Genomic DNA, 22,953 nt, shown 5'->3' on the forward strand with positions numbered 1-22,953 from the left:
CCGCCGCTCCTTGGCTGGGTGCGTAACATCAGTCAGTAATGCGGCGGGCGCTCTTGATGCGGGTCGGCATCGGTGCTGACGGCGGCATCCGAGGCGTCGGGGAGGCGGTCGATGAGTCGTTTCAGGTCGGCGCGGAGGCGGTCGATCTCCTTGCCTTGGGCGAGCATGACTTTGTCCTGCTCCACGGAGTGGCGCTGGAGCCAGGCGATGCGTTCTTCGAGTAGGTCAATGCGTGCGTTGGACATGTGGCGGCGCGGATGGTAATCGGGATTTGAGTTTGTCCAATTCGGGCACGATCAGGCGTTGATAGCAATCGGGACATATCGAGTGGCTGAAATCGGTGCCGGTGCGTTCGTTGATGTAACTTTCGATTTGCTGCCAGTAGTTGTGGTCGTTGCGGATTTTTTTGCAGTAGCCGCAGATGGGCAGGAAGGCTTCCAACTGGTGGACTTGGGTGGCGTAGCGGAGGATGCGCTCGGCGACGCGAAGGCGCATCCAGATTTCCTGGAGGTGCAGGGGTTTGGTCAGGATGTCATCGACGCCGGCGTCGATGGCGGCGCGCTGGTTTTCGGCGGAGGCGGCCTGGCTGGTGAGCAGGATGAAATAGATGTAGCCGGCCTTGGGGCGGGCCCGGAGTTGGCGGCAGAGTTCAAGGCCGTCGATGCCGGGCATGAGCCAGTCGCTGACGATGACGCGAACGGGCCGGGCGGCGAGGGTGGCAAGGGCTTCGTGTCCGTCGGTGGTTTCGACGACGGTGTGCCCGAGGCGTTGGAGCGACTGGCGCAGGATGGCGCGGGCCACGGGATCGTCTTCGACGGTGAGTATGTTCATCCGGTTGGTTTTTTTAACCGCTAATGCGCGTTAATGGTCACTGATAAGCAGATGATGCCTAGGAGGGAGTTGGAGGGTTTTTTGTATTCAGAATTTCCTGCAACACGGGTGTGAGGCGGGCGAGTTCGGCGTCAACGAGGGCGAGGGCGGAGGCCACGGCTCCGGCGCGCCGGGGGGTGTCGGAGAGGTCGCGGGCGGCGAGTTCGAGGCGGTCGCTGGCGGCTTGGAGGGCGCGGGCGCCGAGGTTGGCGGCGGAGCCTTTGAGGGAGTGGGCATTGGCGGCGATGGCACCGAGGTCGGATTCGTCGCGCGCGGCGTGGAGGGAGGTGGCGAGTCGGGGGGCTTCGGAGAGAAAGAGGCGGATGATGTCGTTGACGAATTCGGGATTGTCGGCGTCTTGCAGGGTGCGGAGTTGGGCGAATTGTTCCGGGTCGATCGCGGGTTGGAGGACGTCGTCCGGCACGGGGGGGCGGGCGTGGCGGTCGAGCATGGCCTGGAGTTCTTCGAGGCGCACGGGTTTGATGAGGCAGTCGTCCATGCCTGCGTCGAGACACTTCTGGCGGTCGGTCTCCATGGCGTAGGCGGTGAGGGCAACGATGGGAATGCGGGGATCGAGGCCGGGGACTGCGCCGGCGCGAATGCGGCGGGTGGTTTCGTAACCGTCGAGGACGGGCATCTGGCAGTCCATGAGGATGAGGGCGTAGTCGTGATGGAGGGCGAGCATCTCAAGGGCGCGGCGTCCGTGCTCGGCGACGTCACAGGTGTGGCCGAGGCGTTCGAGGTGGCGCTGGGCGACTTTTTGGTTGATGAGGTTGTCTTCGACCACGAGGACGCGGGGGGTGTGGGCGTCGGGGAGCACGATCTGGCGGGTGTCGGATTCGTCAGGGTGGGGGGAACTGCCGTCGGCGGTGATGGGGGCGCCGAGGACGCGGGCGAGGCTTTGGCGGAGTTGGAGCTGGCGGGTGGGTTTGACGAGGAAGGCGTCGAGTCCGAGTTGGCGCACGCGGTCGAGTTCGCCGAGGTGGCTGGCGGAGGTGAGCATGACGACTTTCATGCGCTGGAGGATGGAGTCGGCACGGATGCGGCGGGCGAGTTCGATGCCGTCGAGGACGGGCATGTAGCGGTCGAGGATGGCGATCTGGAAGGGAGAGCCGGTCTGGCTGGCGTGGTGGAGGCGGGCGAGGGTGCGGGTGGGGTCGGAGAGGGTTTCGACGCCGAGGCCCATCTGGCGGAGCTGGCCGTCGAGGATGCGCAGGTTGGTGGCGCTGTCGTCCACGACGAGGATGCGGGTGCCGGGGGGGACGTCGAGCTGGAGGGGGAGGGGGGTGGCTTCGAGGAGCTTGGGGAGGCAGAGGTCGAACCAGAAGGTGGAGCCGCGGCCGGGCTTGGTGGTGAAGCCGATGCGGCCGCCCATCATCTCGATGAGCTGGCGGCTGATGGCAAGGCCGAGGCCGGTGCCGCCAAACTTGCGGGTGGCGGAGCCGTCGGCCTGCACGAAGGGCTGGAAGAGGTGGGGTTTGATGTCGTCGGCGACGCCAATGCCGGTGTCGCGTACGGAGATGCGGAAATGCAGGGTGGTATTTGTCTCTTGGATACGGGTGACGGTGACGGAGACTTCGCCGCGTTCGGTGAACTTGATGGCGTTGCCGACGAGGTTTGTAATGATCTGGCGGATACGTCCTGGGTCGCCGCGGAGGGCGGTGGGGAGGCCGGAGGGGAATTCGCAGGTGAGTTCGATTTCCTTGTCGATGGCGCGTTCGCCGAGGAGGGCGAGGGTGTCCTCGACGACGGTGCGAAGGTCGAACTCGACTTCGTCGATGTTGAGGCGTCCGGATTCGATCTTGGAGAAGTCGAGAATGTCGTTGATGACGGCGAGGAGGGCTTCGGCGCTTTTTTGGACGATCTCGGCAAATTCGCGTTGTTCGGGGGAGAGGCGGGTGTCGAGGAGGAGGCCGCTCATGCCGATGATGCCGTTCATGGGCGTGCGGATTTCGTGGCTCATGTTGGCCAGGAATTGGGACTTCAGGCGGGAGGCGTGCACGGCCTGGTCGCGGGCGGTGGCGAGTTCCTGCTCCTGGCGTTTGCGCTCGGTGATGTCCACGACGGAGCCGACGTAGCCGCAGAAGGCGCCGCGGGGGGAGATGCGGGGGAGGCCGGTGTCGAGCACCCAGCGGTACTCGCCGTCCTGACGACGGAGGCGGTATTCGATCTGGGTGCGGACGTGGCGGGTGGCGGGGGGGGAGGAGAATCGGGTCAGGACGCGGGAGAGGTCGTCGGGGTGAACGTGGTCGAGCCAGCGAAAGTTGACGGGTATGCCGGCGGCGTCAGTGGCGGAAGACGGCGGAACAGGCGGGACCGGGGGGGGGGGGGGGGGCGTGGAGGAGACGGATGGAGCGGAGGCGGGTGTATTGGTGTTTTCGGTACCGCAGAACTCGATCCAACTGCGGTTGAAAAAAATGCCTTCGCCGTGTTCGTCGGTCACGTAGAGGAGGGCGGGGGTGGCGTTGGCAAGGAGGCGGAAGCGTTCTTCGCTTTCCTCGTTGATCTCCGCCATGCGGTGCCGGCCGGTGGCGTGGCGGATGGCGAGTTCGAGAAGGGCGGGGGTGATGTCTTCGATGAAGAGGTGTTCGTCGGCGTCGGCGGCGAGGAGTTGGATGTCGGGGGCGGCGTCGCGATCACGGGAGAAGAGCAGAGTGGCGGTGTGGCGGCGGGCGCGGATTTCCTGGAGAAGCGTGGCGAAGTCGGCGACGTTACCGTCATTCGTGGAAGGAAGGAAAATGAGGACGAGGTCGTGGCGCCGGATTGTGAGGGTGGCCAGGGCCGCGCCGGGGTCGTCGATGTTGGAGAGGGTGGAGGTGGCGAGGGAGGTGCGCGCGAGGAGCGAACGGATGAGAGGGAGATCGGTTGCGTTGTCGCTGACGAGGAGGAGTCGGAGCGGGGAGGATGGCAGGGGAGAGGGAATCATGGGTGTACGGACGTGAGAGCCTGGTGGCCGATGCAGTGAGGGCACGGCAAAGCGTCAGGCGGCGGGCAGGGGGAATGCGTGGTTTCCCGGCCCCGGAATCCTTCGTGGTAGCGTGGATTGCAGGAGTGAGGCGGCCTCATGCTTCAGGCGATGCAAGCCGCGCATGTGCCTGCGACGCAAGACGGTAGTGAGGAGAGGGGCATTATGCCAACAACTGGCGCAGCGCTGACGGGGTGGTGACTGGAGGGTGGCAGGTGCGGCCGTGGCAAACATAAGCGGCGGCGCAGCCGTCAGACGGCTTCATGCCGGCCAGCCACGGAGCGCGTTCGAGCAGCCATGCCTCGTCGGAGTTGGGGGAGTCGGTTGTGGGCAGGGCGGGGGAGAGGGGCGCGGCGAGGATGGTGTGGCGGCGCAGGGTTTTATCGCGGGCGCGCAGGACGGCGGCCAGGGCGCGGAAGTCGTGGCTGCGGGGGTCGCCGGCGAGGATGATTTGAGCGGGTTCTTCGAGGATGCGTTCCAAGGCGAAAAGGAGCGCGGGCAGGGCGTGGGGCGTGGTTTCCCACTGGCCGCGCAGGGACTCGACGGTGCGCACGGCGCGGGCGTGCAGGGTGTCATCCTGAAAGAGTGCGGAGAGGCGCTGGAGGTTGGCGGCGGCGATGGAGCCGGGGGCGGGTTCGGCGCCATCGTAATCTTCCTTGAGGCGCAGAACGAGGTGCGGCGAGCCGGCGGGGGTGTTGAAATAACCGCCGTGTGCGTCGTCCCAGAAAAGGTGATCCATCGTTTCTTGCAGGCGCGCGGCCCGGCGCAGCCAGTGCGGGTCGAGAGTGGCTTCGTGGAGGTCGAGGAGGCCGGCGATGAGGAAGGCGTAGTCTTCGGCAAAGCCTTCGCTTGCGCCGCGGCCATCGCGCCAGTTGCGCCAGAGGATGCAGCGGGCGGGGGCGTCGCCGCCGTCATCGTCGTAGAGTTCGCGTTCGATGAAACGAGCGGCGGTCAGGGCGGCATCGAGGTAAAACTCCCGGCGGTCGTCGAGGCAGGCGGCAGGGGAGGCTGCGGCTCGGGCGAAGGCAGTGATGGCGAGGCCGTTCCACGCGGTGATGATCTTGTCGTCGAGATGCGGACGCGGGCGGGCGGCGCGGACGGCTCGCAGGGTTTCGAGGGCGCGGGCAAATTCCGCGGCCAGTGCCGCCGGGTCGAGGCCGAGGGCGGCGGCGGTTTCCGCGATGGGGCGCGTGTGGTGGAGGATGTTTTTGCCGCTGAGTTCGCCGTGCGGGTCGTGCGCGGGCGGGACGTTGCCGGCTTCGGCGGCGTTGGCGTCGTGTGAACCGGCGACGCCGAAATGCAGGATGAACCGGTCTGCCGTATCGGACGGAAGGATACGCCGGAGTTCGGCGGTGGTCCACACGTAGAAAGCGCCTTCGGCGTGGTTGCCGTGCGCGCGGGGGCTGGCGTCGCCGTCGTCATGCGGCACGGCGGAGTCGGCGTCCTCGGCGGAGAAAAATCCGCCCGCGGGATGGCGCAGGTCGCGGAGCACGTAGTCGAGCGTGGAGCGGGCGACCCACGCATAACGTTCGTCGCCGGTGACGAGGGCGGCGTCGAGCAGGTTGACTGCGATCTGCGCCTGGTCGTAGAGCATTTTTTCGAAGTGCGGAACCAGCCATGTCTCATCGACGGCGTAGCGGTGGAAGCCTCCGCCCACGTGATCGTGAATGCCGCCCGCGATCATGTGACGGAGCGTGGTGGTGGCGAGCTTCACGGCCTCGCGGCCAACCTCGGATTGCGTCCCTTGAATGGCGGCGACGCGGAAGAGAAAATCGAGATTGGAGGCGCGGGGAAACTTGGGCGCGCCACCGAATCCGCCGTGCGCGGGATCGAAGCTCTCGCGGAGTTGCAGAAAGCAATGCTCAAACGCATCCGCCGCCCGGTCGTGCAGCGGGCGGGTGTGCGCGGGCACGGAGGCGTGTTGTTTGCCGGCGTGGTAATCCGTCAGCGCCTGAATCACCCGCGCGGATTCGGCGACCAGCTTGTGGCGCTCTGCCTCGTCGCTCCACGCCTCCGTGATGGCGTGGAGCACAGCGAGGAAACCTGGCCGACCCTGCTGGTCGTGCGGCGGGAAATACGTGCCGCCGTAAAACGGCTTCAGGTCCGGCGTGAGCCAGGCGCTCAGCGGCCAGCCGCCGCGCCCGGTCATGGCCTGGACGTAAGCCATGTAAATCCGGTCCACGTCGGGCCGCTCCTCACGGTCCACCTTGATGGAGACAAAATGCTCGTTGAGCACGGCGGCCACGCTCTCGTTTTCAAACGACTCGCGCGCCATGACGTGGCACCAGTGGCAGGTCGAGTAGCCGATGCTGAGAAAAATGGGAACCTGCCGCGCGTGCGCCTCGGCGAAGGCCGCCTCGCCCCATTCCTGCCAGTGGACCGGGTTGCCGGCGTGTTGTTGCAGGTAGGGCGAACGGGCGAAAGCGAGACGATTGGGCATATTGGATAGGGGGCAAGGAGCTGATAATTCGCGAAAAGGAAAGGGGATGCAGGCGTGAAAATCAGCGATGATTCGGGCCGTAAGCAAATTTATGGCATTACTTGATGAAGGCTCGACAAACGATTTACTTTGTGATTCCAGAAAAACCAGTCCAAACAGGGACTGTCCAGTTCGATACCCAAACCCAGTTTACCCAGTTTCTATCAGACCGTTCTTTCTCCTGAGTCCCAAGCAAGTTTGCCCGCGGTGGGCGCAAGCCTTGAAAGCGAATGCATAGGGGATGTTATTGGCTTTTCAGGCGTCTGCCGCGGGCTTTTTTACGCCCGCGTTTCGAGCCCGGATTTCAGGGAAAAATTGACGCACCTTGTGCCGCAATGTCCGCCTCTCGCCGCACCTCCCGCTCACCCCGCCCCGGCCATTCCGCTCCGTCGCCCTCTGATTCTTTGCGCTCACTCCGCTGGCCCGGCATCTGCAGGAACTCCACCTAATCATGGACCCGAATCAATTCACCCAAATGTCGCGTCAGGCCATCACCGATGCCCAGTCGGAAGCCCGCCGCCGCAACAACAATGAAGTCGAAACCTGGCACCTGCTGCACGCCCTGCTCGCGCAGGAAAACGGGATCGTGCCCGCCATCGTCGAAAAACTCGGCCTCACCACGCCGGCCCTGCAACTCGCCGCCAACCGCGAACTCGACCGCCTGCCGCGTGTGAGTGGCAGCGTGGATACATCAAAAATTTACGTGACGCAGGCCGTCAACGAAGTGCTCACCCGCGCCGAGGAGGAGGCGAAGCAACTCACCGACGAATTTGTATCCGTCGAACACCTCTTCCTCGCGCTCGTCGAAGTCGCCAAGCCCGACGCCCTCGCCAAATACCTGCGCTCTTTCAACATCGACCGCCGCGCCGTCCTCAAAACCCTGCGCGAACTTCGCGGCGCGCAACGCGTCACCAGCGACAACCCCGAGGCCACCTACAACGCCCTCAAAAAATACGGCATCGATCTCGTGGAACAGGCGAAGAAGGGCAAAATGGATCCCGTCATCGGCCGCGACGACGAGATCCGCCGCACCATCCGTATCCTTTCCCGCAAGACAAAAAACAACCCCGTCCTCATCGGCGAACCCGGCGTGGGCAAAACCGCCATCGTTGAAGGACTCGCGCAGCGCATCGTGCGCGGCGACGTGCCCGAAGGCTTGAAGGACAAAACCATCTTCTCGCTCGACATGGGCGCGCTTGTCGCCGGCGCGAAGTACCGCGGCGAATTCGAAGAACGCCTCAAAGCCGTGCTCAACGAAGTCAAACAAAGCGACGGACGCATCCTCCTCTTCATCGACGAACTCCACACCATCGTCGGCGCGGGCAAGACCGAGGGCGCGATGGACGCAGGCAATCTCCTCAAACCCATGCTCGCCCGCGGCGAACTCCACTGCATCGGCGCGACCACGCTCGACGAATACCGCAAGCATATCGAAAAAGACGCCGCGCTCGAACGCCGCTTCCAACCCGTGCAAGTCGAGCCCCCCAGCGTCGAAGACGCGATCTCGATCCTGCGCGGCCTGCGCGAACGCTTCGAGCTCCACCACGGCGTGCGCATCCAGGACAACGCCCTCGTCGCCGCCGTCACGCTCTCCAACCGCTACATCTCCGACCGCTTCCTGCCCGACAAGGCCATCGACCTCGTGGACGAAGCCTGCGCCATGATCCGCACCGAGATGGACTCCATGCCGCAGGAACTCGACGCCCTCACCCGCCGCGCCCTGCAACTCGAAATCGAGGAAACCGCGCTCAAACTCGAAAAGGACGACGCCTCCAAACAGCGCCTCGAAACCCTCCGTAAGGAACTTGCCAATACACGCGAACAGGCCGGCGCGCTCAAGCGCCAGTGGGAACGCGAAAAGGCGTCCATCGACCGCGTGCGCAAAATCCGCGAGGAACTCGACGCCGCGCGCGTCGAAATGGAAAAAGCCCAGCGCGCCTACGACCTCAACAAGCTCGCCGAACTCCAGCACGGCCGCATCCCGCAACTCGAAGCCGAATTGAAAAAGAGCGAATCCGTCGCGACCGATGGCGGTTCAAACAACCAGCTTTTCAAAGAAGAAGTCTCTGCCGAAGAAGTCGCCGAGATCGTGGCCAAGTGGAGCGGCATCCCCGTCACGCGCCTCGTCGAGAGCGAAAAAGCAAAACTCCTCCGCCTCGGCGACACGCTGCATGAGCGCGTCATCGGCCAGGATGAGGCGGTGCAACTCACCAGCGAGGCCATCCTGCGCGCCCGCGCTGGCATCAAAGATCCGCGCCGCCCCGTGGGCAGTTTCCTTTTCCTAGGACCCACCGGCGTCGGCAAGACGGAACTCGCCAAAACCCTCGCCGAAACGCTCTTCGACAGCGAAGCCGCCATGATCCGCCTCGACATGTCGGAATACATGGAGCCGATTTCCGTAAATAAACTCATTGGCGCGCCCCCTGGCTACGTCGGTTACGAGGAAGGTGGCCAGCTCACGGAGGCCGTGCGTCGCAAGCCCTACGCGGTAATCCTTTTCGACGAGATCGAGAAGGCTCACCACGACGTTTTCAATGCGCTCCTCCAAGTCCTCGACGATGGGCGGCTGACAGATGGTCAGGGCCGCACAGTCGACTTCAAAAACACGGTCATCATTATGACCTCGAACATTGGCTCGCGATTCCTGCTCGACGGCGTGCAGGGCGACGCCATACCCGACGGCGTGCGAGAGAGCGTCATGGCGGAGCTACGCAAATCGTTTCGGCCGGAATTTCTGAACCGCATCGATGAGACGATTCTCTTCAAGCCGCTCACACTCGAAGAAATAACGAAGATCGTCGACCTCCTCCTGATCGACCTCAACAAGCGTCTGGCTGACCGCCGTGTCACGGTGAATCTCGATAAGAAAGCGCGTGAGTGGACGGCGGAGAAGGGCTACGACCCGGTCTTCGGTGCTCGTCCGCTGAAGCGTTTCCTTCAACGTAACATCGAGACGAAGCTCGCGCGCGCCCTCATCTCTGGCGAGATCGCCGAGGGCAGCAGCGTCACCTTCCAAGTGAAGGACGACGAATTAGTCGTCGAACACGCCGACGTGGTGGAATAAACAGTATTGGAATCCGGTTACGTGGATACCACGACGCTTTTCTGTTTTGCCTCGGGCGCGTTCGGCGCGACTCCGCATCCTTTGAACCTCGGCCCCGTTGCGGCCCCGGCACCGGCGGTTCCCGACCCAACGTTCATTTTCTTCAATGTCGCGACCGCCCCGACGGATCAGGTCTATACTTTCGATAACGTCACTACACAATTGGCTCACCAGTTGGTGGAGAGTATTCTCTACGAGAAAGCGACCGTTGAGAACCTCAAGACTTTCGAACTCAAGTCGCTCGATAGCTACACCGACGGGCTGGTAGACGTTGCGGCCGAGCTCACGCGCTTCGCGCCGTGCTGCGTGCTGGTACCGATGCGGGGAGGGATCAAGCCGTGCGAGTTTCTTGATGCGATGCTCAATCGAAGAATCCCTTTTGAGCGTTTTGCTTACACCAATAATTCGGATCCAGATCTCTTTAGCACCTACGAAGGAAATCTAGCGCTGATCTTGGCGCGATACGCCAAAGTAAATCCCAACCTTCGGTTAGCAGTTGTCGATGCCGCATCGGTGGCAATGGCAGCAATCGGCTCGCAAAACTGCTCACCCGCATCCAGAAATATCTAGGTGGTAAGTGGGAGGTCCAGTTCCATGTTCTTTACGCCTTGGAACGGAGCGGACAGCCTTTCGAGGCAGTGGGGCGGAAGAGCAAACCCGGCAGGGTTGAGTTCACTATGCACCCGCACCCCGTCCACCACCTGCTCGTGGAGGATTGGGATCCCGGCCTTGGCCTGATCAGCGCGCGCGAGGGCAACACGATGACCTACAAGCCCAGCATCGTGCCGGGCGCCATTTTCGTGCGAGGGCTCGATGGCCACGGTCATCTTGCGGTTTCGCCTGACACTCGTCGCGCGGTGAATAAGACATTCAGTCACTTGGGGACTCGCCGCATGCACGAGAAGTTCAAGCGTTACCCGGAGTTTGACCGTCGCGGCGAATTCGCGAAATTCTTCCGTCAGCAGCATTGACGGCTCGCGGGGCGGCAATGGGACGGGAGGGCGGTCACCTTTGGGGGCTCAGCGATCCCTATCGAAGAACCAGGTTCGCGCCTTGGCTGGTGTGGGAGGCGTTTGATCGGATTCGAGCGCTACCAAATTTCCAAAATGTAGATTTCTCTAAGGGCTACGCGCAGTTGGAGCGGACGCTCACGGACTTTCACGCAAGTGAGGTCGCGAAAATTCTACGCTGAGCGCCCTACTGGATTCGAGTCGTTCATCCCGCATCACGAGCCATGGGAGTTAGAAAGCCTTGAGAGCCGATCTGCACGCCCTCCGTCGGGCGACGTTGGGTTCATCCTCCGGTCAAATCGGCGGTTCCGATAGGTCGGTGGGGGCGAAGGTTGTCAATGATCCGAACGATTTGGCGCGTTATCTCGGTGACGTCCTGATGGCTGACTTAAACAAGAGGCTCTCGGATCGCCGCGTGATGGTGAAGCTGGATGCGAAGGCAAAGGATGGGGTGGCCGAAAAGGGTTACGACCCGGTCTTCGATGCCCGTCCCTTGAAGCGTTTCCTGCAGCGCCACGTCGAGACGAAGCTTTGATCGCTGGCGAAGTCGCCGAAGGCACCGACATCACCTTCACCGTCCAAGACGAATTGAAGCCGGTCTCGCCTGCGGAGCCAGCGCGCCGTTAAGCTTCGCATAGTTCTCTCGAAAGCGGGCCGAATCACTGACGGGTGGTTCGGCCTTTTCGTATGCAAAACACGATGCTCGCCGGCGATTCCGAAGGATTGCTTTCGGAATTGGACGAAGATCATTGGAGGCCAAGCCGCTACTTTAGGAGCTACTCTTTTTGCTCCTAAAGTAGCACATATCTCCATTATTCCCTAGGGAGTGTAGTCACGAGATAAGATTGACTGAGTTTTTTTGTGATGGAGAATGTCAGCATGGCGAAAGATCAACACCGTCACGACATTTCGGACCGAGTTTGGAGCGTTCTGGAGCCGCTGCTACCTGGAAGGAAAGGAGCGTGGGGAGGGGTGGCGGAGGACAACCGCAAGTTCCTCAACGCGGTTCTGTGGATTTTACGCACTGGTGCGCCTTGGAGGGATCTTCCAGAGGATTACGGAGGGTGGGGCAACACGCACAGGCGTTTTTGTCGCTGGAGAGACAAGGGGCATTGGGAGCGCCTGTTGTCGGAACTGATGAACGAGCCCGATTTCGAGTGGCTGATGATTGATGCCAGTCATGTCAAAATCCATCCGCATGCGGCGGGAGCCAGAGGTGGAAACGAGGCGATCGGTCTGACAAAAGGGGGCGAAACACCAAACTACATTTGGCCGTGGATGCGCATGGTATGCCGGTGCGAGTCATTGTTACAGCGGGTTCCACGGCTGATTGCACACAGGCTGGCAGGTTGATTGAAGGCATTGCCGCAGACCATCTGATCGCCGACAAGGGATATGACACCAACGCCATCATCGAAATGGCGCAGGCCGCAGGCATCTGCCCGCAGATTCCTCCAAAGACCAATCGCATAGAACAACGCGAATATGACCCTTATCTTTATCGGATCAGGCATCTGGTAGAAAATGCATTCCTACGACTCAAGCAATGGCGCGGCATCGCAACCCGATACGCAAAACGAGCCTCCTCTTTCCTCGCTGCCGTCCAATTCAGGTGTGCCATTCTCTGGGCTTCAATCTCGTGACTACACGCTCTAGGTCTTGCTACCCTTGATCTTCGAATTAAGAGAGTGCGATCTCCTAGAGCGTGTAGTCACGAGATAAGATTGACTGAGTTTTTTTGTGATGGAGAATGTCAGCATGGCGAAAGATCAACACCGTCACGACATTTCGGACCGAGTTTGGAGCGTTCTGGAGCCGCTGCTACCTGGAAGGAAAGGAGCGTGGGGAGGGGTGGCGGAGGACAACCGCAAGTTCCTCAACGCGGTTCTGTGGATTTTACGCACTGGTGCGCCTTGGAGGGATCTTCCAGAGGATTACGGAGGGTGGAGCAACACGCACAGGCGTTTTTGTCGCTGGAGAGACAAGGGGCATTGGGAGCGCCTGTTGTCGGAACTGATGAACGAGCCCGATTTTGAGTGGCTGATGATTGATGCCAGTCATGTCAAAATCCATCCGCATGCGGCGGGAGCCAGAGGTGGAAACGAGGCGATCGGTCTGACAAAAGGGGGCGAAACACCAAACTACATTTGGCCGTGGATGCGCATGGTATGCCGGTGCGAGTCATTGTTACAGCGGGTTCCACGGCTGATTGCACACAGGCTGGCAGGTTGATTGAAGGCATTGCCGCAGACCATCTGATCGCCGACAAGGGATATGACACCAACGCCATCATCGAAATGGCGCAGGCCGCAGGCATCTGCCCGCAGATTCCTCCAAAGACCAATCGCATAGAACAACGCGAATATGACCCTTATCTTTATCGGATCAGGCATCTGGTAGAAAATGCATTCCTACGACTCAAGCAATGGCGCGGCATCGCAACCCGATACGCAAAACGAGCCTCCTCTTTCCTCGCTGCCGTCCAATTCAGGTGTGCCATCCTCTGGGCTTCAATCTCGTGACTACACGCCCTAGGGAAAGTGGGCTTTTTTGAAACAATTTCTAGGCTATTTTTGTTTCGAAAATCGTGTTGTTGGCTTGTTTTTGAAACAAAAAAATGCATTTTTTTGTTTCAAATGGGCAGTCACTCACAGTCTACGCAGACTTTAGTATGGGACCGAATTGTGCAGCACGGCCCTGGCTGGAGCTTTACGCGAGCTTCCTTTGTCGACTTGGGAACTCCAACTGCGGTCCGCCTTGCCCTCCTTCGCCTAAAAAAGGCCGGCCAGATCAGACCAATCGCCCGTGGAGTCTACGACTATCCACGAACCGATCCTCAACTGGGGACTTTGTCCACTTCACCCGATTCAGTCGTGCAAGCTTTGCGGGGCCGCGACGCAGTTCGCATCCAACCTACAGGTGCACATGCAGCCAATCTCCTTGGCCTTTCCACCCAAGTTCCCATGCGCCTCGTCTATCAAACCGATGGCAGCACCCGAAACGTCAAGCTCGGTCGGCAGATAATCCAGTTCCGCCGCACCACTCCAAAGAACTTGGCGACAGCCGGGCGCATCAGCGGCCTCGTTATCCAAGCTCTCCGCCAGATTGGAAAAAGTGGCGTAACTGACGACGTGATCCAAAAGCTGGACGCTAAACTTTCCGACTCGGATAAGGCCCAACTCCAAGCGGACCTAGCCTATGCTCCCCAATGGATGGTGCCGATCTTCCAGCGACTGGCGCGCACTCCGATCCAAGCATGAACACATTCATTAAGGAAAAGCCGGACCGTCAGCGACTCGTCTTCGAGGAAACAGCCAACACACGCGGCGTGACCGCTCACAGTATCGAGAAGGATTTCTGGGTCTGCTGGACCCTGCGTGACCTCTTCAACCTGCCGGGCTGGATCGGGCACCTGACGTTCAAGGGCGGCACTTCGCTTTCAAAGGCTTGGGGCTTAATCGATCGCTTCTCCGAAGACATCGATGTCGTTATCGATCGCGAATTCCTTGGCTTTGGCGGTGAGAAGCTAAGCAACAAGCAGATTGAAAAACTTCGCGCAGAATGCAGCCGCCGCATCTTGGACGAAATGCAGCCGGCGTTGCGGGAAAAGCTCACGGCGGCCTTGCCGGACGGAATCAAGGGTAAGGCAGTGCTCAGAGTCGATGACCAAGATCCCGACCGTCAGACACTCCTTTTTGAATATCCGAGTGTGTTCGAGGCTCCCGCGGAATATCTGCGGCCCCTCGTGAAAATCGAAATGGGCGCCCGCTCTCACATCGAACCTCACGCTGACGCCGTCATCCGGCCCTATCTTGCTGAGGACTATCCAAGCGTCGCTCCCGACGCGACTTTCACCATCCGGACTGTGCTAGCCCGTCGGACCTTTTGGGAAAAATTTATGGCGGTGCATGAGCTCCGTCTTAAGCCCGACGAAAAGCGCAGCAAAGATAAGAGCTTGGCTCGGCATTACTACGATCTACACCGCCTGATTGAACGCGGTATCGCTGACGAGGCCGTGAAAGATGACGCGCTCTTCGATCAGGTTCGGGATCACCGCATGAAATTTTTCCGCTTCGGTTGGATGGACTACGAAACCCTCAAGCGCGGCACGATGAATCCCATCCCGAAGGATGAGCACATGGCGGATTGGGAAAAGGATTACTCGGCGATGCGCCGTGAAATGTTCTTCAACGATCCGCCAGATTTCAAAACGGTGCTGAAGACCGTCGAAGCATTCGCGACTAAGTTCAATGCCAACATAGATGAAGGTTGAGGTATTGCATGGAGCCTTTGTCAAGATAGCGACATCTTCGATGTAGAAACGAAGAGCCTCTTCCCCGCGATGCGAGCCTTGACGGCGACGATTACAATCGAGGGCTGGGCGCGCAATTCCATTTTCAGAATCGCTGTAGTCCGTCCTTATCGTCGACGAGTGAGCGGAATCAAATTCGCTTAGCTGGAGGTCTCGGACCGCTTTGCTTTTGGCGCGTCGCAGGTCGTTTTTTCTGAAGCTTGGCTACTTTCCGCGGACGTTTCTCCTTGGATTTTGGCGGTTCGAGTTGCCCACGCCGAGTCGGACTATCATAGCGGGCCAAGACTTTGCCTGTCGGAATGTGTACGAACGTTTCCTTCGTCGCGCCAGCATATCGGCCCGAGGGCTCTTTACCGAGCAAAGTAACATCGTGGATCGTCAATCCACCGACGATTTTTCCGTCAGCCTGCAGGCGGTAGACTCCGCTGAACGACATGAGCTTATCCGCGACGCTTCCATTAGCCATCTCGTCGAAGCAATTGCGTTCGCCGAGAACCGCCCAAATCAAAGTTAGGCCGTTTTTGTTCAGCGTTTCGATCATCCGTCCGGCGTCGACCAGACATGAGGTGGCGCCCGCTTTGGGCGGGCGACGTGGTGCGAACGCCACGGTGGTGCCACTGCCGTCAGCGAAGATGAAATCTTTCCCCGTCCATTTCACGTCCAACAGTTTCGCAAGTTGAGGGGAGGGCACCGACGCCGATGTCTCGTCCTCTGAGTAGTCGGCAACGGTGTGCGTGAAGCCCGGCGGAAATTCCACTCCAAATCGGCCTTCGTTTGCGCACGTTTTGCGCAGCGAGTCAAAACGTGATGACCAGGGGTACTCTCCCAAGCCTTCACTCCCGAATTTTGGCAAGCCGACCCCCGTGCCGTAAAAGTGATTCTTTTCCAAAAAGCGAAGCCGTTCCTTCACCTCGCTAGTCGGCACAACCCATGAGCGAACATGGATCCACTGATGGCATTTTCCGTCGTCGCGCGTGCGGGGCGGATAGGAATCTGGTTCATCCCAATCAAACCACGCGTTGAGGAGAAACGCCGGACCGCTCAGGCTCGGGACGGAATCCAGTCGGAGCATTTGTTCGACTCCTTGCGGCAGAGTCTCGACCCAAGTCGACTGGTCTTTGAGCAGGGCACGGTCGGCGAAAGGGTCGGGACAGTTTCGCCACCACAGGTTGTCATCGTCCAGATTTTCCGCGTCCTTGGCCAGCGGGTCTCGTAGCGGCTGAGCTGGGTCGAAATTCTTGGAAAACAACTGCCACGCGCCCTCGAACTTCTCAGGCGAATCGTTGTACCAGTATCCGAAGTGAAAGTGGTCCGACGCATAGCCTTCGAGTTCATGCAGGGCGATCCACTGGTATTTTTTGCTGATCCGTTCCTGCTTGGTGTCGTCGTTTGCACTGCGGCCGTAGTCGCGAAGATTGTCTTCGTATTCTTTAAACCGCTTCGGCGTCCAACCCAGCTCGGCTACGCGTTGAAGCGTCCAGGCGCGCGCCACGAGGCCATCGAATGCCCTCCGTTTATCCTTGGCGGGAATCGGCTTGTTGCGTCGGACGTTGATCCATGACTTCATGTGGGCTTCCATCGTGTAGCGCCCGAAGTCGCCGTAGCCGCCGATACCGTTTCCGTATTCGGGCTCAATGGAGTGGACGATGGTGCGCCAGCCGTCTGGTTTCCCGAACGCGCGCGCCTTTTTCTCAGGCCAAATTTTCGGCCAGCGCGACCGGTATGGCGGTCGGTAGTCCTTCGGCGTAACGCCCTTGGGCAGGCAGCCGAGGTTGCGGGCGCACTCCATGATCGTAAACGCGAAATCCCGCATCAGCACGTGGGGTGGCACTTGAGCGCGCGCGAACACGTGTTTCCACACAGCGAGGGCGAGCGGCGCGAGCTTTGTGGCCTCCTTCTCCCGAACGGCGGCGCCAGCCGCTATCGCGAACATGCGTTCGACGACGTAGGGATCATTGACCGAGTGAAACCGGTTGACCAAATCTGCGGCGAGTTCGCACCGACCCGCGACGACGTGGATGCCGGCCAAGGTGGCTCGACGACGGAAACCACGGTCGTTCGAGGAACATAGCCAGCAAAGCACGATTGCGACAAGCTGCGCCTGATCGCTTGGCACTCGGGTGGTGTCCACGCCGAAGAGCCAACGCACGATCGTCGCGGGCAACGAGGACTCACCGCGTTCAATGAGTTGCTGACTCGTCGCAATCGTCCACTCCTCTTCGCGCTGCCACAAGGGCATCTCGCGGAGCCAACGATCCAGGTAAAAGGCGTTGAAGGGGTGATCGACGACCGCGGCTATCCTAAACAAAACCTCCAGCACTCGGTCCGCCGAGAGATGCTGGCGCGCGCGGGCAAGCAGCGCATGGGTTTTAGGAGTGATGCTCGCCGGATTTCTCCAAGGTAATGACGCGAGGAAATCCTCCAGCACTGGTTGTTGCACGTCACGTCCGGCGATCACCTCAGCCATCTCGACCTTGAACTTTTCGGGCAGCAGCACCGCCAGCGCGGTCAGAAGACCCCGGTGCGTGTAGTATCCTCGGTACGTTTTCCACCACTCGATTAAGCCCCCTTTCTGCCAGTCTTTTCGAAGTTGCGAGAACGTTTTGGCGCCCGTGAGGAGGCGTTGGGCGATGAAGTAATCGGAAAATCTTTCGTAGGCGAAGCGGACCCTCACGTCGGTGATTTTGGTGTTGTGGTCATAGTGGCCGACTTCGGTTACTAGTCCGCTTGAACAAAGATGGTGGAAAAGCGAGCGACTCAAAATCTTACCCGGGAACAAGGCGTCGATTTTTGATCGCGCCTCAGCAATTGGAATCGGTTGTCCGTCTGCGTTTGCCAACAATGTCGCCAACAGGTCGATGGCGGACTGTGTGACATCCGAAGGACATTCGATGCTCTGGACCAGCAAAGCTGTTGTTCGGTCGATGCGCTTGCGCATGACTAGATCGAAGCTCAAGGGCCCGGACGGAATCTGTGCGTTTTCGAACGCTTCACAAAACGTTTTGAGGAAGAGCGGATTTTGGAACTCCGGTAGGAGCGGAGGGAGATCGCGCGCTTGCACGTTGTACGCGGTGAAGTAGCGCGCGGTCGCTTCGAATGTGGTTTCTCCGAATCCCCGATGCTGCGTGGTAGCCCAATACGACTGACCTTGGCTCACCATATTCTGGGGAATGCAGATTGGAATGAAGTCGGACCGGCAGCTTATCACCAGACGGATCCAAGGCCATTGGTCGATGCGTTTGGAAAACGCTCCCAGGTGGCGTGCCCACACCGTTCGATCTGTCGTTTCATTGATCGCATCGACCACGATCAGTGACGGCAGCCCTCTGACTTCTCCCGTGTGGTTGAGCGCGGCGAGAAGATCGTCGGTGCTTCCATTCCACCCGAGACGCGCGACCAACTGAGTCCATGGATCAGCCGAGGTGGTGAAAAACTCGCCGAGGAGAAAAAGCGCAGCCTGCGAACGCCCGAGGCACTCTTCCACCACTCGGGCGAGTAGATGGCTCTTCCCTGCGCCAGCTTCGCCGCTCACCAAAAGGCGCCTCCGGTCGGCGGCAATCTGTTCGCGGAGGAAATGGCTGAAATTGTAGAGAGTATCGGAAGCGGTTCTGACTTCGTGATCCCGGTAGCCAAGCCGATCAGCAACGCTCGACTGGTGTGCACCGGTGGGCGATGGGGTCGGCTTCGGCAACGCCTTGGCTGCATCCTGGGCTTCAGAAACGGCGGTGGAAAATGCAGTGAGGCTCGCCAACATTTTTTGCGTGGCGTCGTGAGCCGTGGCCAATTCCGGGACCGTGATGCCGTCTCCCAACCGCGGAAGTTCTTCTACGGTCGCGGCAACCACCGCGCCGAATGGTCCGCCGAGGATGTTCGTCACTTCCTTCGGAGGCGGATATTCGGTCGCCCGTCGCATCGCTTTCCACACCTTACTAGCCTCTGCGAAATACCGGCTGACGAAATGCGGTTCGCGCGCGAAGGCCGACAGGGTATCCTGGGCTTTTACGCGGATGTGCTGCTCCGGCGTGTAGCGGGTGTCGAGGGCGTCACGCGCTTCCTGATTGCGCGCGGCCAACCAAGCTAGGTCAAACTGGGGAGTGCCAAACCAGTAGGCCGCCCGTCCGGCGTGCACCGTGGTCGTTAAACGATGGGTGAGTTCCGATGCCCCCCACCATTGCATCTGGAGCGGGGGGTGTAGCGCGCGCGCTTTCGCCTGCATCCCCTTCCACTTTTTCGCGGTGTGCGGGTTCAGGTCGAGCGGCACCGCCACGAAGTAACGCGTCAGGGTAGGATGGTTTTTTCGAGCTGAACGAAAGGATTTCTCGATTTGCCTCCATTGCGGGTCGCGGAGCTGGGCAAAATATTTCGTCTGTAGGCCAACGGTTGTCCGAGGATTGGTCTGCACATAAGCCTCGACGCCTCCGTCTCCGCCTGCGCCGTCGATTCGCACCAAATTGGGCGGATTGTTCAGCTCCGCGCGAAACAAGGTTACGCACAGCTCCTCGAATCCTCCGTGTTGGGTTCCTCGGATCGAACGGATTTTTTGGAAATCGATTTGGGCGGACGCGAAGGAGGGCATGCAAACCCGTATGGAGGAAATCAGCGGTCCGGGCAAACCGGATAGAATTCCCGAATGCAAAATGGCCCGGAATTCGTTCGTCCTCGAAAATCCCAGAAGCTGCCTATAGCCCTGATGAGTGACCCCGAAGAAGACATTCCACGAACATTTCTCCAAATTGCTGGAAGCACCTACTCGGGAGTCTTTCCGTGATTTCATGCGCAATCATTTCGGGGAGACCGATCCAGCCGATTTCAAAGCGGCTTGGCCCAGTGATGTGCAGATTGCGAAGCACGTCCTCGCGATCGGTAATTCCGGAGGTGGAGTCTTGGTCCTTGGCGTCGAACAAGTCGACGGAGGGGAAATGTGTCCCGTCGGCTTGAACGAGCTGAAAGACAAGGCCGTCGTGGGCCGCGGTATCGAGAAGTTTCTCCCGAAAACCCTGAAATGGGAGCTGCTGGATTTTTCTTATTCTAGTTCTGAATACCCCGTGTTGCAGGGCAAGAAATTCCAATTGCTCGTCGTCGAGCGGAACGATCGAGAATTGCCCTATCTGTGCGAAGCGGACGGCGACAAGATTCGGCGTGGCTCAATTTTCGTCCGGCGAAAGACGGAATCGGTCGAGGTAAATTACGATGAGCTTCAGGCGCTTCTTAGTCGGCGCATCGCCAGTGGACACGACAGCACGAGCGCAAACCAACTGGCCAAGCACATCGAAGACTTGCGACAGCTCTATGACGCTCTGCCGAGTCAGATGCAGGTTATGCTGGAACGGCAGACGAGTTTCTTTGGAAAAAGCGCCTCGGAAGAGCTGGATGAATTTCTCGATGAACTCATCGAAGAAAAGAAACAGAAGATCAGATCGCTGATGGACTAAGGCTGATCGTTTTTGGTGGCCATCGTTGAGCCATGCCGGACTTCGATTCGGATCCTTGGTCAAATTACTCTGGTGTAACTGCACATCTTGGAATACATGGAGAAGCACAGCGTGGCCCGCCTCATCGGCGCGCCTCCGGGCTACGTCGGCTACGACGAAGGCGGCCAGCTCACGGAAGCCGTGCGCCGCAAGCCCTACGCCGTCGTGTTGTTCGACGAGATCGAAAAGGCGCACCCGGATGTATTCAACGTTCTGCTACAAGTGCTCGACGACGGACGCATCACCGATTCGCAGGGGCGCACCGTTGATTTCAAGAACACGATCATCATCATGACGTCCAACATCGGCAGCCGCCACCTGCTCGACGGCGTGACGGGCGACGAGATTCCTGAGAGCGTGCGCGAGTCCGTCATGACTGAGTTGCGACGCGGATTCCGCCCTGAATTCCTGAACCGCATCGACGAGACGATCCTCTTCAAGCCGCTTACGCTCGATGAAATCACGCAGATCGTGGACCTGCTCCTCGTTGACCTGAACAAGCGCCTTGCCGACCGCCGCGTGACCGTGGTGCTCGACAAAAAGGCCAAAGCCTGGGCGGGTGAGAAGGGCTACGATCCTGTCTTCGGTGCGCGTCCGCTGAAGCGTTTCCTGCAACGCCAGATCGAGACCCGCCTCGCCCGCGCCTTGGTGGGCGGCGAGGTGAAGGAGGGCTCCACGGTGACCTTCAAACTCAAGGGCGATGAACTCGTGATGAGTTAGAGCATTTAAAGTTGAGATGTAGCCGTTTTCTTAACGGTAGGGAGGCCTTTGTGCCCTCTGCCGAGGGCAGCCCTTCGGGCCATCGCCTTTGGCGATGCCATCTGCGCGCTGCTGCGCTCCGTCCGAGGCCTCCGAAACCACGCTCCAAGCACCTATGAGTTTCGTATTCACCCTCACACTACGCACGGCGGAGGCCTCGGAGAGGCCTCCCTACCAGGTATAAAATGGCTACAGTTTAAATGAAACTGCTAGTCAAAGTGGCGCGGGCGTCCTCCCCCCCCCCCCCCCCCGGCCTGCCTGTCCCTCGCGTAGTTACCCTCGGACGGGCAGACGAGTCAGGCCGGTTTGCCCTTGGCGACCGGCAGTTCGATAACGAGCTGCGTGCCGCCTCCCGGGGACGACTCGATTTCCAGCCGGGCACCAATCAGCAAGGCGCGCTCCCGCATCACGCGCAACCCGAGGTGGGGCCGGTCGCGTTTCTCGTTGGCCGTCGGGTCGAACCCCGCGCCATCGTCCCTGATTTCGAGGCGGAGCCAGTCCTGCTTGTCCGGCTTGCCGGGACGGCGGGCCAGCGTGACCTCGATGTGGGGAGCCCGGCCATGCTGCACGGCGTTGGAAAGCGCCTCCTGCGCCAGACGAAAGAGATGCTCGCGCACACCGAGCGGAAGGGCGTCCGCCAGACCGCCGACCTCGTCGAAAAACAGCACCTCGCTCTCCGAGCCCGCCTCCACCTGTTCGCAATGATTGCCCAGCACATCGGCAAAAGCGCTTTGTTCGAGCATTTCGGGGCGCAAGCCCGTGAGCGTGCGGCGCAGATCGCCGATCCCGCGGGCCATGTCCTGCACCACCTGCTCCAGCCTCTCATTGGCGGCCAGTCGCGGATCGGGCGCGATGACACTGCGCAGCCGCATCAACGCACTGGCGAGCGTCTGGCTGGCGCCATCGTGCAGGCTGGCGGCGAGACGGCGGCGCTCGTCCTCCTGCGCGTTGAGCATGCGGGCCGACACCTCGTGCAGCGCCTGCTCGGCCCGCTGGTAGTCGTAAAAACCGCCCGCGACGATGAGCGCCAGACCGGCCACGAAACATATCTCCGCATGGAATCCGATCAACACGGCATTCGAGAGCGCCGACCCCTCTTGCGCCATATGGACCTGCATCTGCCCCATGACGGTTGCCAGAACGAGATTGCCCAGGATGATGCCGCCGACCCCGCAGCGCACCACGACGAGAAAACCGATCAAGATCGTCAACCCCCAGCCGGCGACCGACGCCAGCACGATCTTCGCGTCCACCATCGACGGCACGACCCACAGCACCATCACCGCCACCTCCGCAAGGACCAGCCCGGCCAGTTCCCACGGACGGCTCAGACTCTCCCGGAAGGCGCCCCGGCGGGTCAGCAACAACACCAAAGGCGTGAGGATCAACGTCCCCTTGAACTCGCCCAAGCACCACTGGATATAGCCGGTCCAGAACGGCACGTCCCCGAACCTCGCCTCCGCGACGAGCAGACACGTGGGCAGGGCGGTGACGAACGTGGGCACGACACCTCCCGCCACCAGCATGATCGAAAAAAACCGCGCGCTCGGGATCAACGGCCGGGAGACCGGCCAGAACCATCGCACCAACACGCCGGCCAGCGCGGCATGCGCTCCCCCACTCAGCGCATAGACCAGCGCCCGCCCCGCCGAAGGAATTACCAGTAACCCGACCAAAAGGCTGCCCGCGAAAACTCCCGCCGCCAGATGCGTGCCCCGGCGCAGGATCACGAGCGCGAGCAGGATGCCGGGTGCCGGCCGGAACATCAGATACCCCTCCTCCACCGAAGGATTCCCGATGACCAGCCACCTGTAAGCCAAGCTCGCCGCCATGACCGCCGCCGTCACCAACGTGGCCCAAAGCTGCCCCCGCCAGTCGAACCAGAGGCCATGGACTCGCCCGTTCGCCGTCATGAACCTGAATTCCTCAATCCGATGGCCGCAAAAAGGCACAAGAAGCGCAAAAACAGGGAAATGCCTGGGTT

12 protein-coding genes and 4 pseudogenes are annotated in these 22,953 nt (G+C 60.5%); 10 read left to right on the forward strand and 6 right to left on the reverse strand.

The genetic code is table 11. The features are described from left to right. Window positions 1-32: 32 nt before the first annotated feature. The 4 genes from OBACDRAFT_RS01190 to OBACDRAFT_RS01205 all read right to left on the reverse strand — a co-directional run bounded on the left by OBACDRAFT_RS01190 (window position 33) and on the right by OBACDRAFT_RS01205 (window position 6,275). Complete coding sequence (locus OBACDRAFT_RS01190; protein WP_043582204.1) at window positions 33-245, reverse strand: SlyX family protein; 213 nt, start codon at window positions 243-245, stop codon at window positions 33-35. Beyond that, window positions 226-831: a response regulator gene (locus OBACDRAFT_RS01195; protein ID WP_052360817.1), complete on the reverse strand. Its 606-nt coding sequence runs from the start codon at window positions 829-831 to the stop codon at window positions 226-228. The genes OBACDRAFT_RS01190 and OBACDRAFT_RS01195 overlap by 20 nt, the downstream gene beginning before the upstream one ends. A gap of 58 nt (window positions 832-889) precedes the next feature. Continuing rightward, entirely contained in the window at window positions 890-3,796 is a 2,907-nt protein-coding gene (locus tag OBACDRAFT_RS24765) for a response regulator (protein ID WP_052360818.1), read from the reverse strand. A gap of 202 nt (window positions 3,797-3,998) precedes the next feature. Continuing rightward, window positions 3,999-6,275 (reverse strand): thioredoxin domain-containing protein, encoded by a 2,277-nt coding sequence (locus tag OBACDRAFT_RS01205; RefSeq protein WP_043582207.1) that lies wholly within the window; start codon window positions 6,273-6,275, stop codon window positions 3,999-4,001. Window positions 6,276-6,765: 490 nt separating this feature from the next. Between OBACDRAFT_RS01205 and clpB the strand changes: the two genes are divergently transcribed. From clpB to OBACDRAFT_RS01260, 8 genes and pseudogenes are all read left to right on the forward strand, one after another. Continuing rightward, window positions 6,766-9,378 carry an ATP-dependent chaperone ClpB gene (gene clpB / locus OBACDRAFT_RS01210; protein ID WP_043582209.1) on the forward strand — a complete coding sequence of 871 codons (2,613 nt, stop codon included), beginning with the start codon at window positions 6,766-6,768 and terminating at the stop codon, window positions 9,376-9,378. A 21-nt stretch (window positions 9,379-9,399) separates the two neighbouring features. Further along, complete coding sequence (locus OBACDRAFT_RS01215) at window positions 9,400-9,987, forward strand: hypothetical protein (protein WP_043582211.1); 588 nt, start codon at window positions 9,400-9,402, stop codon at window positions 9,985-9,987. Between the two features lie 107 nt (window positions 9,988-10,094). Further along, window positions 10,095-10,388, forward strand: a complete 294-nt coding sequence (locus OBACDRAFT_RS27755) for a hypothetical protein (protein ID WP_157836863.1) — start codon at window positions 10,095-10,097, stop codon at window positions 10,386-10,388. Between the two features lie 409 nt (window positions 10,389-10,797). After that, window positions 10,798-10,953: pseudogene (locus OBACDRAFT_RS31155) on the forward strand (hypothetical protein); the annotation flags it as partial. Window positions 10,954-11,306: 353 nt separating this feature from the next. After that, window positions 11,307-12,070: pseudogene (locus OBACDRAFT_RS26105) on the forward strand (IS5 family transposase). A gap of 115 nt (window positions 12,071-12,185) precedes the next feature. Then, a pseudogene (locus tag OBACDRAFT_RS26110) lies at window positions 12,186-12,949 on the forward strand (IS5 family transposase). Between the two features lie 114 nt (window positions 12,950-13,063). After that, window positions 13,064-13,687: a DUF6088 family protein gene (locus OBACDRAFT_RS01255; RefSeq protein WP_043582218.1), complete on the forward strand. Its 624-nt coding sequence runs from the start codon at window positions 13,064-13,066 to the stop codon at window positions 13,685-13,687. Further along, a complete protein-coding gene (locus tag OBACDRAFT_RS01260) occupies window positions 13,684-14,700 on the forward strand; it encodes a nucleotidyl transferase AbiEii/AbiGii toxin family protein (RefSeq protein WP_052360819.1) in 1,017 nt (338 codons plus the stop codon). Before OBACDRAFT_RS01255 ends, OBACDRAFT_RS01260 begins: the two co-directional genes overlap by 4 nt. A 169-nt stretch (window positions 14,701-14,869) precedes the next feature. Here the strand turns inward: OBACDRAFT_RS01260 and OBACDRAFT_RS01265 are convergent, their stop codons facing one another. Continuing rightward, window positions 14,870-19,315, reverse strand: a complete 4,446-nt coding sequence (locus OBACDRAFT_RS01265; protein WP_043582220.1) for an ATP-binding protein — start codon at window positions 19,313-19,315, stop codon at window positions 14,870-14,872. Between the two features lie 196 nt (window positions 19,316-19,511). On the opposite strand from OBACDRAFT_RS01265, the gene OBACDRAFT_RS01270 reads away from it, so the two are divergent. Further along, window positions 19,512-20,171, forward strand: a complete 660-nt coding sequence (locus tag OBACDRAFT_RS01270) for an AlbA family DNA-binding domain-containing protein (protein ID WP_198529831.1) — start codon at window positions 19,512-19,514, stop codon at window positions 20,169-20,171. 90 nt (window positions 20,172-20,261) lie between these two features. Next, window positions 20,262-20,930 (forward strand): annotated as a pseudogene (locus OBACDRAFT_RS01275) (AAA family ATPase); the annotation flags it as partial. 335 nt (window positions 20,931-21,265) lie between these two features. Here OBACDRAFT_RS01275 and OBACDRAFT_RS01280 read toward each other — a convergent pair. Then, on the reverse strand, window positions 21,266-22,882 hold the full coding sequence (locus tag OBACDRAFT_RS01280; protein WP_052360820.1) for a sensor histidine kinase: 1,617 nt from the start codon (window positions 22,880-22,882) through the stop codon (window positions 21,266-21,268). Window positions 22,883-22,953 lie beyond the last annotated feature (71 nt).

Origin of the sequence: Geminisphaera colitermitum TAV2 (assembly GCF_000171235.2) — a bacterium.
In the GTDB taxonomy this organism is placed as follows: Bacteria; Verrucomicrobiota; Verrucomicrobiia; order Opitutales; family Opitutaceae; genus Geminisphaera; species Geminisphaera colitermitum.

Excerpts from the sequence above, each read along its gene's own strand:
- OBACDRAFT_RS01270 (WP_198529831.1), top strand. The coding sequence starts at position 19,512 with ATGCGCAATCATTTCGGGGAGACCGATCCAGCCGATTTCAAAGCGGCT.
- OBACDRAFT_RS24765 (WP_052360818.1), bottom strand. The coding sequence starts at position 3,796 with ATGATTCCCTCTCCCCTGCCATCCTCCCCGCTCCGACTCCTCCTCGTC.
- OBACDRAFT_RS27755 (WP_157836863.1), top strand. The coding sequence starts at position 10,095 with ATGCACCCGCACCCCGTCCACCACCTGCTCGTGGAGGATTGGGATCCC.
- OBACDRAFT_RS01195 (WP_052360817.1), bottom strand. The coding sequence starts at position 831 with ATGAACATACTCACCGTCGAAGACGATCCCGTGGCCCGCGCCATCCTG.
- OBACDRAFT_RS01205 (WP_043582207.1), bottom strand. The coding sequence starts at position 6,275 with ATGCCCAATCGTCTCGCTTTCGCCCGTTCGCCCTACCTGCAACAACAC.
- OBACDRAFT_RS01190 (WP_043582204.1), bottom strand. The coding sequence starts at position 245 with ATGTCCAACGCACGCATTGACCTACTCGAAGAACGCATCGCCTGGCTC.
- OBACDRAFT_RS01255 (WP_043582218.1), top strand. The coding sequence starts at position 13,064 with ATGGGCAGTCACTCACAGTCTACGCAGACTTTAGTATGGGACCGAATT.
- OBACDRAFT_RS01260 (WP_052360819.1), top strand. The coding sequence starts at position 13,684 with ATGAACACATTCATTAAGGAAAAGCCGGACCGTCAGCGACTCGTCTTC.
- OBACDRAFT_RS01280 (WP_052360820.1), bottom strand. The coding sequence starts at position 22,882 with ATGACGGCGAACGGGCGAGTCCATGGCCTCTGGTTCGACTGGCGGGGG.
- clpB (WP_043582209.1), top strand. The coding sequence starts at position 6,766 with ATGGACCCGAATCAATTCACCCAAATGTCGCGTCAGGCCATCACCGAT.
- OBACDRAFT_RS01265 (WP_043582220.1), bottom strand. The coding sequence starts at position 19,315 with ATGCCCTCCTTCGCGTCCGCCCAAATCGATTTCCAAAAAATCCGTTCG.